We start from the raw sequence: 13,255 nt of genomic DNA, 5'->3' as shown, positions 1-13,255 counted from the left end.
ATGTTTAAACCCTCTGACTTAGAACGAATGCCTAAGGAACTCGAACATATTATGACGGAATTGGAAATCCGTATTATGCAAGATATCATCCGCCGAATAAAAATCAACGATGAAATTACCCGTTCTGCAGACTGGCAGATATATCGTTTAGTGCAGGTCGGCAAAAGCCGGGAAGAAATACGGAAATATATACAGCAGGCTTTAAAATTATCTGACATAGAAATTGATAGGCTTTACAAAGACATTATCGCTTCCGGTTATGCAAGAGACGTAAGTTTATACGAAGCGGTTGGAAAAGATTTTATACCATTCGAGGAAAACTATGAATTACAACAGCTTATTCAATCCGTCATAGCCCAGACTAAACAGGAACTTATCAATATAACTCAAACAATGGGCTTTGCTATAGAAATGGGCGGAAAGATGGTTTTTACACCATTAGCCGAATACCTGCAGAGAACGTTAGACCAGGCAGTATTTGAAATAACAACTGGAACATTTGAGTATAACGTCACGCTGAACAAAGTTATCCGAGAAATGACTAAAAGCGGCGTTAGAACGGTTGATTATGCGAGTGGATGGAGTAACAGAATAGAAGTTGCTGCCAGGCGTGCATTAATGACCGGAGTAAACCAGGTTGTGCAGCATATTAATGACTTTAATGCTCAACAACTTGAAACTGAATATTTCGAAGTATCCTGGCATGCCACAGCCAGACCAGAACATCAAGTATGGCAAGGACGAGTTTATACCCGTAAAGAGCTTGAAACTGTATGCGGACTTGGTACAGGTCCAGGGTTATGTGGTTGGAATTGCTATCATAGTTACTGGCCGTTTATTCCTGGCGTATCAAAAAGGCAATATACCGATGAAGAATTAGACCGGATGAACGCCCAAGAAAATAAACCTAAAAAATATAAAGGCAAAGAATATACTACATATGAGGCAACACAGCGGCAAAGATACCTCGAAACAAAAATGAGGGCATTACGAAGACAAATAAAACTGTTGAAGGAAGGCGGAGCAAACGAAGATGAAATAATAGCGGCACAAGCAAAATATAGGGCGTCAATGGCTGAATATGCTGACTTTACTAAGAAAATGGGGTTACCGCAGGAAAGAGAAAGAATTTACATGGATGGATTAGGAAAGGTAGGATAAGATGAAGAAATTATTTATTTCACAACCAATGAGAGGTAAAAGTGATGAAGAAATCCTCAAAGAAAGAGAACATGCAATTCAAAAAGCGAAGGAACTTATTGGAGAAGAAGTAGAAGTACTTGACACATTCTTTGACGATTTTGATTCAAATGCTAAACCACTTGAATATCTAGCGCGTTCCATAGAATATCTATCAAAAGCGGATGTGGCATATTTTGCACAAGGATGGCAAGAAGCAAGAGGGTGCAGAATTGAGCATGAATGTGCTGTTGAATATGGAATAGATAGGATTGAGTAACACAAGATCGTAAACGGTATTATTTTTATGCAAGGAGGTAAAGATGGCTTATATTTTAATATTTATATTAGGCCTGAAATTGGATATGCCTATTACATTTCTGTATACAACTGGTATTTGCGCGGTATTAAAACTCATAGACGCTGCTTACCGAACAATTCATAAAGATGATTAAGCCGTATTGCTACGGCTTATTTTTATGTGGTCAGTTGATTAGACCTAAAACAGTCGGCGCTTGGTGGTTTGGTAAAACACCTAAAAAATACCTAATAAGCGAAAGGAGATTGAGAATTTATGAAAACTGAATTTCTGAAAGAACTCGGACTTAACGAGGAACAAATAAAGGCTATCATGGCCGAGAATGGCAAGGACATCCAGAGAGAGCACGATAAGTTTGCAAAAATCGAGGCAGAAAGAGAGAATTACAAGTCTCAGTTAGAAACAGCTCAGGCGGCTCTGAAAGAATTTGAGGGAGTTGATGTAAACAATCTAAAAAGCGAGATTGAAAAACTACAAAATACTCTCAAAGAAAAGGAAGAACAGTACCAGAAGGAGCTTGCCGACAGGGATTTCAATGCACTGTTGGAAAGACAAATTAATGAGTTTGGCGGCAGAAATGTCAAAGCGGTAAAAGCGTTACTAGACATTGAAACTCTCAAAGCAAGCAAGAATCAGGAAGCCGACATTAAAGCAGCTCTTGAAGCATGCAAGGAAGAAAATGATTATTTATTTGGGGCAAACGAACCTATAAACAATCCTGTAGCACCTACTGGTGGGAAAACACCATCTAGTGAAGATGCTCATTTGGCAGCACTTAAGGCGGCTATGGGATTAACAGATGAAAAAGAAAAATAGAAAGGATGATTAATTTATGGCAAATGTAATTGAGTTATCTAAAAATTATGTCCCTTTGTTGGATCAGGTTTATAAGAAAGCGTCTCTTACAACTGTTTTAAACACAAACGATGCAATGGCAAGAGCTGGAGCCAGAGCAAATGAGATTATAATTCCTAAGATTAAAATGGATGGTCTGGCTGACTATTCCAGAAATTCTGGCTATGTAAAAGGCGATGTCAACCTGACATGGGAAACAGTAAAATTCAATTACGACAGAGGTCGTAAGTTTGAGGTTGACTATCTTGACAATGAGGAAACTGCCGAAGTCGCCTTCGGAATGCTTGCTGCAGAATTTCAGAGGACAAAGGTTGCTCCGGAAGCAGATGCATTTACTTTTGCTACACTTGCGGGTAAAGAGGGAATATCTAAAGTTAGCACTCCAGCAGTATTGGAAAGCGGCGAGGACGTCATGAAAGCCTTGATTGAAGCCACTACAGTTATGGACGACGACGAGGTCCCGGAGGAAAACAGATACCTATTTATTACCCCAACGCTTTACAATGCCATCAAAGGCCTTGACACCACGAAGTCCAGAGAAATCCTAGAAGCCTTTACACAGATAATAAAGGTTCCCCAAAGCAGATTCTATACCGCAATAGAACTTTTGGACGGGACAAGTGAAAATGAGCTTGAAGGTGGCTATAAAAAGGCCAACGGTGCCGCAGATATTAACTTCATGATCGTTCACAAATCTGCGGTCCTGAAATTTGATAAGCATATCGCAAGCGATATCATTACGCCGCAGGCAAACCAGAGCTCCGATGCATATATGCAGAAATATCGTAAATACGGTTTGGTTGATGTATACGAAAATAAGCTAGCCGGCATCTATCTGCATCATAAGCCGGTAGTTTAATATAGGAGGGTAGAGCATGGGGAAAATAGTCGGATTAATAATTAAGAAAAGGTACAATAAATCTGCTGGAGATAATAAAGACGAGAATAAGAAGCAGGAAGCTAATCAGGAATAATAAAGGAAGGCGGTATCAATGAGCTATGCTACATATGAGTATTATATAAAAGAATATCTACAGGGCAGGCAGGCGGTAATTGATGCCGCCTCATATCCATTTTATGCACAGAAAGCCACACAGCTTATTAAACTACACACATTCAATCGGATAAAGGAAGATAATATCCCCGATGAAGTAAAGATGTGTTGCTGTGAGTTGGCCGAAGAAATGTACAAACATGATAAAGGAGATGTTGGCAATATAGCATCCGAAAAGGTTGGAGAACGTTCGGTGTCTTTTGTGGATAAAGAAAAGGCCAAATCTGTATTCCATGGAAAATGTGTGTCGATAATCTATAACTGGCTTGCCACAACTGGCCTGTTATATCGGGGGTGCTGACATGATTACCAACGCCGATATAACATATTACTCCTGTAGTAAGGATGGTAAATTTACCCGATACGCAATAGAAGGAGTACACTGGGAAGAGACCAAACAGGCCAACGTCTTAAAAAGTGGGCTTACATCTATTGAAACAGTAAAAGTATTTATCCCGGCAGAAAATCTACCCAGTGAACTAAAATTTAATGCTGGCAAAGATATAATTGTCAAAGGCATAACCAACTTTGAATTTGACAACACGTCCCAGCAGACTATATCAAACAGCCTCAAGACATTAAAAGAGCAAAATGACAAGGTCCTGACCGTCTCCATAGTGGACGAAAAAATGTACGGTAGCCCCTGGATGCAGCATATACAGCTTGGTTGCAAGTAGGTGATAGTATGCAGTTTAATGGCAGACTGGAGATAAAGCCAACGGATATCCTCCTTAAAGAGCGAGGGCTGCAAGATATGGGACCTGTGCAAAAATACATTGACAGCGAATGCATTAGGCTGATGGCTCCATATACACCTATGAGAAACGGATTTCTGATGAGGTCTGCTACACTGGGGACAAAGATAGGTTCCGGCGAAATAAATCAGACTGCTCCTTATGCTAGATATCAATATTATGGGAAACTTATGGTCTCGTCTATAACCGGAAGTGCATGGGCGAGATATGGGGAAAAGAAGGTATTGACCGATAAAGACCTGGTACATGATAAAAGCCGGCATCCACAAGCCGGACCATTTTGGTTTGAGAGGATGAAGGCGGAACATAAAGAAGAAATCCTAAACGGAGCCAGAAAGGTGGCCGGTGCGAAATGAACATAATCGAACTGGTAAAGCAAATATTAACTGATTGTCCGTTAGTATCGGACTTATCGGGCAGTATAAACATTGATTATACCGAAGATAAGCCAGTGAGTTTTGGACTATATCCAACAGGCGACCAACTATTAAGAGAAGATATTCTCGGCAATCAAGATAGGCAACATAACTTTGTGCTATATGCAGTCTTTCAGTCTTTCACGGATTACGACAGGCTTGCAAATAGCACTTTTTTATTAGACCTTGCCTATTATTTAGAAAAAGTAGAGACAGGACAAGAAATCGAAGTAACTATAAACAATAAGACCGTAACCGGAAAATTAACCAAATTAAGCAGTGCAAACGGCATGCTTTACGGTTATAACAATGAAACATTATCCGGTCCGGTTACTTATCAAATACAGATACAAGCTCAATACAGAATAGAAAGCGAGGGATTTTAATGGGTAAAATAGAAAGAAAGTACATGGCTCATTATATCGACGCATCTACAACCGGCACTCCGAATTATGTAAGGCTCGGTCAAGACCTGGAAGAATACAATGTCGAAATGAACGCCAACGTTGAAACCAAGAGAAACATTCTTGGTAACGTATCTACGATAATCGACGGATACGAGCCACAGGCCAACGTAGAGCCTTACTATGCAGATGATGATGATCCGATGTTTGAACGTTTACAAAAAATTGTTGATGAGCGTTTAACTCTGGATAAGGTTAAGACTACGGTTGTTGAGGTACATCTTTGGGAGCCGGTGGAAGATTCTGTTAATACCTTTGTGGCGTACAGAGAAGACGCTATTATTGAGGTATCATCCTACGGTGGTGACACTACAGGATATCAGATACCTTTCAACTTACACCACATCGGTAACAGAGTTAAAGGTACATTCAATGTGACCACAAGAACCTTTACCACAGATAGTGAAGATTAAGCCAATAAGTTTTAGTTTGAGGCGGGTGGCGGTCTACCTCCTGCCGCTGCCCGCAATAAAGGAGGGAATATAATGGAGAAATTAAGAATTCAAACCGGTGTAAAAACATATGAAATCGAAGATGAAAACGGAAATGTACTCGGAACTATAAATATTTATCCGAGAGATTTTAATATCGGGAAAAGAGCAAAAGAGGCACAGAAAAAAATTGAGGAATATATAAACGAGGCTGAAATATTAGCAGTTGAAAACGAAGAAGATGCAATCGATAAAATAACTGAAATTGATAACAAGATAAAAGAACAACTTGACTATATATTCAACTCCAAAGTATCTGAAACAGTATTCAAGGGGTTGCATTGCCTTGATGTTGTTGCAAGTACCGGCAAATATTTTATCGAGAGTTTTTTAGATACAATTTTACCTGTTCTCAGCAAGGAACTTGATGCAGCCGTCAAAGCATCTGAAAAAAATATTGAACAATATACCGGTCAGGTGAAAAAATATGATAGGAGAACTGCCAACTAGCTTAAATGTAAATGGCGTTGAAAGAGCTATCCGGAGTGATTACCGGGTGGCTCTTTTAATATTCCATGCCTTTAATAATCCAGAGCTAAGTGATTGGGAAAAGGCAATTATAATGCTCGACTGTTTATATGAAAACGCCAAAGAAATTCTGTCTGATGATATAGAAGAAGCTATAAATAAAGCTGTATGGTTTTTGGATGGTGGCGTGACTGATAGGGAAACAAAATACAGAAGCGCCAAAAAGGTATTGGACTGGGAACAGGACGAACAGATGATTTTTTCGGCTGTAAATAAAGTGGCTGGAAAAGAAGTCAGAGCGCTTGAATATTTACACTGGTGGACTTTCCTTGGATACTTTAATGAAATTGGTGAGGGGTTGCTTACGACTGTTATCAATATCCGCCAGAAAAAGAATAAAGGCAAGAAGCTTGAAAAATATGAGCAGGAATTCTACAGGGAGAACAAACACCTGATTGACATAAAAGAAAAATTATCAGCAGAGGAACAGGCAGAAAAAGAACGCTTATTAAAACTCCTTAACGGGGAGGTGTAATACATGGCTGACGGAACACTGAGATTTGATACCAGAATTGACGATAGCGGGTTTGTTGAGGGTATTAAAAAATTATCGAGTAAGCAAATTAAACTTCAGAACGAAATAAAAAAGACCCAGATGGAAATGACAAAACTCGAACAAGCTATAAAGCAAATGGAAAGTGCAAAAGTGCCGACGGAAGAATATAAAGCAATACAGGCACAAATAGCCGAAGCACAAAAGAAATTAAACGGGTATTTAGAAACTGAACAGCGTATGAAAGATACCGGGGTAAGCACGCAAAGTAGAGCATGGCAAAATTTACAGTGGAAAATTGAAGACGCAAGAAATACCCTACGTGCTGCAAAAGCAGACTTAGCCGCATTAGAAGCAAGCGGAGGGGCATTTGTTACGGGTGGAGATTCAGCAAAACTTGCAGATATGCGGGCTAAATATGATCTTCTTGGCGGAAAATTATCAGAATACCAAGCAAGACTAGCCGAAGTGACTGCAAAGGAAGAACAGAATGCAACATCAGGCTCGAGAGTTTCAAGAGTATTAGGTATGATAGCCTCAGCAGCATCACGAGCATGGTCAGGAATGCAGTCTTTAGGTAATGTTATGACCTCTACTTTTAGTAAAATGGGCCAACTTATGGCCGGTGTAATGAGATTTGCAAAATCTGCAATATTAAACCTGAGAAAAATGACAAGTATTTTCTCTTTCGGAAATAAAATCACCAATAAATTCGGCTCAGGCATGAGCAGGGTTTTAAGATCATTAATTTTATATCGTGGCATTCTAAAAATATTACGGAATTTTATTCAAACAACCTGGTCGGCTTTAAAAACCAATGAACAATTTACGTCGAGCTTGTCAAGGATAAAAGGCAATCTTTATACGGCATTTCAGCCGATAATTGATGCTGCTATGCCAGCGATTAATGCATTAATGAGCGGGCTTGTTAAATTAACCGGCTATTTAGCACAATTTACATCGTTGTTGTTCGGGAGAACGGTTAAAGCATCACAAGCCGCTGCAAAAGCTCAGTATGAACAGGCGCAGGCCATGGAAGATGCGTCAAAGAGCGCCAATAATCAATTATCGAGCATAGACAAGCTGAATAATATAGTTGAGAACGAGACTGGAAGCGATTCAAGTAAAGTACAACCTAATTTTACATATGACATTGAAACATCTGAAAATGTTGCTGACTTTGTGGATAAGCTGAAACAGGCCTGGGAAAACGCAGACTTTAGCGAGATTGGCAAAATAATTGCAGGGAAAATTAATGATGCTTTAAAGTCTATTAATTGGGAAAATATACAATCGGCTACTCAAAAATTGGCCCGAAGCATTTACACCGGCATAAATGGATATATTAACGAATTTGATTGGCAAGCATGGGGAGCTACTATCGGCAAAGGAATAAATACCGCGGTCAATTTTGCTAATGACTTGCTTAAAGGTACGGATTGGAGTGCATTAGGTGCCGGAATGGGCACTAAGCTCCAGTCTATTTTTGACACTATAGACTGGAACGCATTAGGAATGCTTCTTGCTAATGGCCTTAATTCAATTTCCAAGTATATAAACAGTTTCTATGAATCGGCTGATTGGACCGGTTTTGGCAGTAAAGTTGCAACCAGTCTTAATACGTCAATTTCAAATATTAATTGGGCGAATGTCGGTCAAGCATTAAGTAACGGTTTAAATATAGCTATTAGGATTGCATATGGATTTATCACCACGTTTGATTGGTCAGGTCTTGGTCAGGGAGTTGCCGACTCCATTAATAAATTTATGAGCAATACCGATTGGACTAAGTTGGCAAAAGGTGCATCCAGCTTAGCATTAGGACTTTTAAATACCGTCACAACTGCAATAAGAAAAATTGATTGGCAGGCCATTGGAAATACTATCGGCGACATGATAAGTAATATAGACTGGCTGGGATTGGCGGGAAGTATTATTGATTTGCTTGTATCTGCATTTAATGGCCTTGTATCTCTGATATTTGGCATAGGCGAAACCATAGGAAGAAACATAATGGAAGGTTTAAGCAACGGAATATCTCTCAGCGAAATAATAAAAAATGCAGGCAAGTGGATAAAAGATCATATATTTAGCCCGATTATAAACAATATCAAGAAATTGTTTGGTATACATAGTCCCAGTACGGTTATGGAAGGCATCGGCAAGAATATTATGCAAGGCATGATAAACGGCATTACATCGTTGGTAGAAAACGTAAAAACTAAATTTAATAAGTTAGTTGAAGATATTAAGAAGTTCTTTGAAAATCTGCCAACATGGTTTAGAAATAAATTTACAGATGCATTAAATAAAATTAAAGAAGTATTCGACATTACAGCAGTTAAAACGCATTTTTCAAATGTATGGGACGGGATTAAATCATGTTTCAGCAAGGTATCAGATTGGTTCAAAGATACATTCACTAAAGCCTGGACCAATGTAAAAAATGTTTTCAGCACTGGCGGAAAGATATATGACGGGATAAAAGAAGGAATTGGAGACACTTTTAAGGCGGTTGTAAATAGACTCATAGATGGAATAAATACAATTATTGCGGTGCCTTTCAATGCAATAAATGGTATGTTAAATAAAATCCGCAATGTATCTATTCTTGGTTTTGAGCCGTTTAAGAGTTTTTGGGGTGAAAATCCTCTTAAAGTGCCACAAATACCTAAACTTGCAACCGGTACCGTTGTACCTGCAAATTATGGCGAGTTTTTAGCAGTCCTAGGTGACAACAAGAGAGAGGCAGAGGTTGTATCTCCGCTGTCAACTATGAAACAGGCGCTTAAAGAAGTTATACAAGAGATGGGCGGGGCAGGCGTAAATACAGTAATCCTGAACGTAAATCTTTCCGGTAAACAGATTCACAGTGAGGTTGTTAGAGTTGATCGAGAATATAAATCTCAAACCGGCAGATCAGCATTTGCATACTAAGGAGGGGATTTAATGACAGGAAATGGATATGTTTTAAAAGTAAACGGAAATATATTTCCTAACTCCCTTCTTGCACCTGGAGGGTATAGTAACACCCCCGATCGCCGGCAAGATAAAAACTCCTATACAGATGGTCGGGGAGTTACGCATAGAAACATTCTTCCTGTAAAAAGGACTACGGTAAAAATAAAGACAAAGGATGATCTAACATATGGGCAGAAATTAATAGTCCAATCATTTTTCCCTAACCGTGATAAGGTTGTATGCGAGGTCTGGAATGATGAAAGAAATACATATCAGACAATAACTGCTTATGTCCCGGATGTAGAGTATACGATAAAGCACATAGATAAGGATGGCAACTTTTATTACAATGCGGTTGAATTTGAGTTGATAGATTATGGGAGTGAGTAACTATGTTGAATATACCTGAAACCTTAAAAAATATATATCGAAATGATATGTTTCCCTTTGCGGATGAAGTCACTCCTAAGGACCTGATTATATATTTCCCGGCACTAGATTTGACCATCGAAACAGACCAGATAGTTGATGATAGCTTTAGCTTGGAGGAAAGTATCTGTTCTGAATCTGACGTTATCTTTGGCTCTTGTGTAGCTGCAAAGGTTAAATTTACCGTTGCTGATGTAGCGCAAGATTTAACGGGGCAGTGGTTTACGATTAGCCAAGTAATAGAAGGCTATGACCCGGTACCGCTGGGAGTATATAAGGTTGACAGTTGCGTTAAACAAGACAATCTCCGCTTTAAGGATATAACAGCCTATAACATACTAAAGGACACCGACAAAGATGTTGCTGAGTGGTATAATGGCCTGTTCCCTAACGGTAATGAAACTTATACCTTAAAGCAATTCCGGGAGAGCTTGTTGGACTATCTCGGGATTGAATACGAGAACGAGGCCCTACCAAATGACAGCATGATTATTGAAAAGACAATTGATGTCGGTCAGCTGAGCGCAAGGGAAGTATTAAGGTGTTGTGTGGAGTTGCAGGGTGCATTCGGCCAGATTAACCGACTGGGTAAGTTTTGTCACAAGGTGCTGCAGCCGGCATATGGATTGTATCCAAGTGAGGACTTATATCCGAGCGAGGATCTGTATCCAGTGGCTGAGGATGATATCTCATATATTAACGACACCTTGATTGATGAAACCATCCCCAGGCATCAGGAAGTACGCTTTGAGGAGTACACGGTTAAAGAAATTGACAAGCTGATTATCCGGTCTGAGGAGGACGATATCGGCGCTATTGTCGGCACCGGTAGCAATGCTTATATAATCCAGGGCAATTTTCTGGTGTTTGGCAAGTCTGCTGCAGAGTTAGAACAGATTGCCTGTAATGCTTATGGTAATATGGCCAAGCGGCCATACAGGCCTTACGAGGCTAAATGTATTGGCTTACCATACATTGAGCCGGGGGATACAGTACAGATTAATAACTATGGCGATCCTGTAGTTGGGTATGTACTGCAGAGAACATTTACAGGCATACAGGCATTAAGGGATGAGTTAAAGGCAGAAGGCTCCGAACAGAGAGAGCAGAATTTTGGCGTAAACGAAGAAATAATTCAATTACAAGGGAAAGTTACCCGTATCCGCAAGGATGTCGAGGGTGTATTAGTCGAGGTAGAAGATATTGCCCAAGACTTATACTCCGGCATATCAGTTCTTGCCGGACAAATCGTACTTAAAGTCGATAGCAGCGGTAATGTGGCAGCCGTAGAGCTTGGTGCGGATCCGAGCCAAGGAACGTCGATTAAGATTAAAGCGGATAATATAAGTCTCGAAGGCCTTGTTACCGTAAACGGAAATTTTAAGGTGCTGCAGGACGGCACAATCGAAGCGGTAAACGGCAAATTTTCTGGCACTATAAATGGCAGCACCATTAATGGCGGAACAATAACAGGAGCAACAATAGTTAGTGTTGGTGCATATGGCACCGTTACCATATCCGATGGGGGTGTTGTTGCCGACGGTGTATTCGCAGGCGCTGTAATTGCTGATACGATGCAAACAGGGTCACTCGGTGTTGGGTTAAACATCCAATTAGAAGGATATAACGGTAATATAAATTGCCTGTATATTAACGGATGGACGCCTATTACCGCTGAAAATATCGCATATCAGACCGTAGCATCTGCTAATTATGCAGGAAATGCGAACTATGCATATTCGTGTCAAGAAGCTTATAATGCAAGCCGATTGGGGTATGCTGTCTATGTTTCATCAAATAACAATTTCAGACCTCTTAATGATGCTGATTCTCCGTATGGCTCTTCATGTGGGACATCGGAGGGAAGATGGACTTCTGTTTGGGCCATTAACGGCACAATCCAAACCTCTGACGAAAGAAAAAAGAAAAATATCAAGCCTTTATCAAATGATGATAGGTTTCTAAGGTTTGTAAAACTTATAGTGCCTTATATGTATCAAATGATAGAAGGCACATCAGGAAGATATCATGTAGGATTTATAGCGCAAAGAATCGAAGAAGCTATGAATCAATGCGGAATATCAGACAAGGAATTTGCAGGACTGATAAAATCACCTGTATATTCTAAAAAACTAAAAGATATGAACGGAAACGAATTAAACGAATATGACACAACGAGCGAAATTATTGATTATGAATACAGCCTCCGTTATGACGAATTTATTCCTTTAATATTCTTGTGGTTGAGAAGTTTAAATTTAGATTAAAACAAGCATATTTTGTTGATTTATGGTAAATTCTATAGTATTATAATAACAGGAGGTGGCACAGGTGAAAAAGAGGGTTAAATTTGTTTCCGTGATAACTTTAATAATGACGCTCTTAATAACTAATTACATGCCGGTTAGAGCAAGAGGTATCGAGATAAAGAAAGATAAAAACGGGGAAGAATATAGACTGCTTGTCATGGCTCCTACAGAAAAAGAAATTTTTGATATGGTAGAAGGCGGTGACATAATTGGAGAGCTCCCACAAATCAGGATAACTATAAACGAAGCAGAGGTCGAAGGTACGTTCACATACCCTAACTACAACAATACACGATTAGGCTTATGGGATTTAGAATGGGTATTTACTCCAGCAGATGATAGATACGAGCCTGTTACCGGAACAATAAAGGTAAATGTTCGGCCTAGAGATGTGGAAGATATAGAAGAAATTGACGAGCCTACTACTCCATCATTGACTGCTATAAGAGTAACACTCGACACTTTAACGAGTTATGATATTAACCTAATCAATAAAGTTTCTGGCAGTAAATACAAATGGACAAGTTCTAATCCATCGGTTGCTAAAGTTAATATAAAAAACGGTCTTGTAACGGCGGTTTCCGAGGGCGAAGCGATTATAACGTGTGAAATAACTTTACCTGACGGCACGGTGGAGACTTTAAAATCACTTGTTATTGTTGGTTATGACGATAACGCTCCTGTTTTAACCGAAACACAATTAGATTTAGAAGTTGGCGACAAATTTGATATAAACTTAGAAAATAAAATAGCAAAATCTAAATATCGCTGGGTAAGCTCAGATCGGAGCGTTGTAAAAGTTAATTCTAGTAACGGCAAAGTAACTGCAGTCGGTCCAGGCGAAGCATATGTAACATGCACGATTACGACACCGGAAAATCAGGTAATTGTCCTCCGGTGTGATGTAACGGTAACGGAACCAGAAGAATAAAAATAGAAAATTATTCACAGAGCAGATCGAAAAGGTCTGCTCTTTTTATATGCAAAGAAAGGGGGATGCGT

General features: G+C 39.5%; 15 protein-coding genes. All 15 read left to right on the top strand.

Annotation, left to right across the window (positions count from 1 at the left end):
* Window positions 1-1,161 carry a phage minor capsid protein gene (locus HHT355_RS08615; protein ID WP_103203038.1) on the top strand — a complete coding sequence of 387 codons (1,161 nt, stop codon included), beginning with the start codon at window positions 1-3 and terminating at the stop codon, window positions 1,159-1,161.
* A 1-nt stretch (window position 1,162) separates the two neighbouring features.
* Window positions 1,163-1,459, top strand: a complete 297-nt coding sequence (locus tag HHT355_RS08610) for a DUF4406 domain-containing protein (protein ID WP_103203037.1) — start codon at window positions 1,163-1,165, stop codon at window positions 1,457-1,459.
* A 294-nt stretch (window positions 1,460-1,753) separates the two neighbouring features.
* Window positions 1,754-2,314 carry a phage scaffolding protein gene (locus HHT355_RS08605; protein WP_103203036.1) on the top strand — a complete coding sequence of 187 codons (561 nt, stop codon included), beginning with the start codon at window positions 1,754-1,756 and terminating at the stop codon, window positions 2,312-2,314.
* A 16-nt stretch (window positions 2,315-2,330) separates the two neighbouring features.
* Window positions 2,331-3,212, top strand: a complete 882-nt coding sequence (locus HHT355_RS08600; RefSeq protein ID WP_103203035.1) for a hypothetical protein — start codon at window positions 2,331-2,333, stop codon at window positions 3,210-3,212.
* A gap of 133 nt (window positions 3,213-3,345) precedes the next feature.
* Complete coding sequence (locus HHT355_RS08595) at window positions 3,346-3,708, top strand: head-tail connector protein (RefSeq protein WP_103203034.1); 363 nt, start codon at window positions 3,346-3,348, stop codon at window positions 3,706-3,708.
* A 1-nt stretch (window position 3,709) separates the two neighbouring features.
* Window positions 3,710-4,084, top strand: a complete 375-nt coding sequence (locus tag HHT355_RS08590) for a DUF6751 family protein (protein ID WP_103203033.1) — start codon at window positions 3,710-3,712, stop codon at window positions 4,082-4,084.
* A gap of 8 nt (window positions 4,085-4,092) precedes the next feature.
* Window positions 4,093-4,518: a minor capsid protein gene (locus HHT355_RS08585; RefSeq protein WP_103203032.1), complete on the top strand. Its 426-nt coding sequence runs from the start codon at window positions 4,093-4,095 to the stop codon at window positions 4,516-4,518.
* Window positions 4,515-4,964 (top strand): hypothetical protein, encoded by a 450-nt coding sequence (locus HHT355_RS08580; protein WP_103203031.1) that lies wholly within the window; start codon window positions 4,515-4,517, stop codon window positions 4,962-4,964. The genes HHT355_RS08585 and HHT355_RS08580 overlap by 4 nt, the downstream gene beginning before the upstream one ends.
* Window positions 4,964-5,455, top strand: coding sequence for a hypothetical protein (locus HHT355_RS08575; protein WP_103203030.1), 492 nt, complete (start codon window positions 4,964-4,966; stop codon window positions 5,453-5,455). Before HHT355_RS08580 ends, HHT355_RS08575 begins: the two co-directional genes overlap by 1 nt.
* Window positions 5,456-5,527: 72 nt before the next feature.
* Entirely contained in the window at window positions 5,528-5,983 is a 456-nt protein-coding gene (locus HHT355_RS08570; RefSeq protein ID WP_103203029.1) for a hypothetical protein, read from the top strand.
* Entirely contained in the window at window positions 5,961-6,536 is a 576-nt protein-coding gene (locus tag HHT355_RS08565; protein WP_103203028.1) for a Gp15 family bacteriophage protein, read from the top strand. The genes HHT355_RS08570 and HHT355_RS08565 overlap by 23 nt, the downstream gene beginning before the upstream one ends.
* Before the next feature lie 3 nt (window positions 6,537-6,539).
* Window positions 6,540-9,491, top strand: coding sequence for a hypothetical protein (locus HHT355_RS08560; RefSeq protein ID WP_103203027.1), 2,952 nt, complete (start codon window positions 6,540-6,542; stop codon window positions 9,489-9,491).
* A gap of 12 nt (window positions 9,492-9,503) precedes the next feature.
* Entirely contained in the window at window positions 9,504-9,905 is a 402-nt protein-coding gene (locus tag HHT355_RS08555; RefSeq protein WP_103203026.1) for a DUF6711 family protein, read from the top strand.
* Window positions 9,906-9,907: 2 nt separating this feature from the next.
* Window positions 9,908-12,211, top strand: a complete 2,304-nt coding sequence (locus HHT355_RS08550) for a tail fiber domain-containing protein (RefSeq protein WP_103203025.1) — start codon at window positions 9,908-9,910, stop codon at window positions 12,209-12,211.
* Window positions 12,212-12,275: 64 nt separating this feature from the next.
* A complete protein-coding gene (locus HHT355_RS08545; protein WP_103203024.1) occupies window positions 12,276-13,184 on the top strand; it encodes an Ig-like domain-containing protein in 909 nt (302 codons plus the stop codon).
* Window positions 13,185-13,255 lie beyond the last annotated feature (71 nt).

The sequence above is a fragment of the Herbinix hemicellulosilytica genome, assembly GCF_002904165.1.
Taxonomy (GTDB): domain Bacteria; phylum Bacillota; class Clostridia; order Lachnospirales; family Lachnospiraceae; genus Mobilitalea; species Mobilitalea hemicellulosilytica.
The sequence above is the reverse complement of the archived record's forward strand: the minus strand, read 5'-3'. Positions and strand labels throughout refer to the sequence as shown.

Coding starts and splice junctions, on each gene's coding strand:
- HHT355_RS08615 (WP_103203038.1), top strand. CDS start 1: ATGTTTAAACCCTCTGACTTAGAACGAATGCCTAAGGAACTCGAACAT.
- HHT355_RS08610 (WP_103203037.1), top strand. CDS start 1,163: ATGAAGAAATTATTTATTTCACAACCAATGAGAGGTAAAAGTGATGAA.
- HHT355_RS08605 (WP_103203036.1), top strand. CDS start 1,754: ATGAAAACTGAATTTCTGAAAGAACTCGGACTTAACGAGGAACAAATA.
- HHT355_RS08600 (WP_103203035.1), top strand. CDS start 2,331: ATGGCAAATGTAATTGAGTTATCTAAAAATTATGTCCCTTTGTTGGAT.
- HHT355_RS08595 (WP_103203034.1), top strand. CDS start 3,346: ATGAGCTATGCTACATATGAGTATTATATAAAAGAATATCTACAGGGC.
- HHT355_RS08590 (WP_103203033.1), top strand. CDS start 3,710: ATGATTACCAACGCCGATATAACATATTACTCCTGTAGTAAGGATGGT.
- HHT355_RS08585 (WP_103203032.1), top strand. CDS start 4,093: ATGCAGTTTAATGGCAGACTGGAGATAAAGCCAACGGATATCCTCCTT.
- HHT355_RS08580 (WP_103203031.1), top strand. CDS start 4,515: ATGAACATAATCGAACTGGTAAAGCAAATATTAACTGATTGTCCGTTA.
- HHT355_RS08575 (WP_103203030.1), top strand. CDS start 4,964: ATGGGTAAAATAGAAAGAAAGTACATGGCTCATTATATCGACGCATCT.
- HHT355_RS08570 (WP_103203029.1), top strand. CDS start 5,528: ATGGAGAAATTAAGAATTCAAACCGGTGTAAAAACATATGAAATCGAA.
- HHT355_RS08565 (WP_103203028.1), top strand. CDS start 5,961: ATGATAGGAGAACTGCCAACTAGCTTAAATGTAAATGGCGTTGAAAGA.
- HHT355_RS08560 (WP_103203027.1), top strand. CDS start 6,540: ATGGCTGACGGAACACTGAGATTTGATACCAGAATTGACGATAGCGGG.
- HHT355_RS08555 (WP_103203026.1), top strand. CDS start 9,504: ATGACAGGAAATGGATATGTTTTAAAAGTAAACGGAAATATATTTCCT.
- HHT355_RS08550 (WP_103203025.1), top strand. CDS start 9,908: ATGTTGAATATACCTGAAACCTTAAAAAATATATATCGAAATGATATG.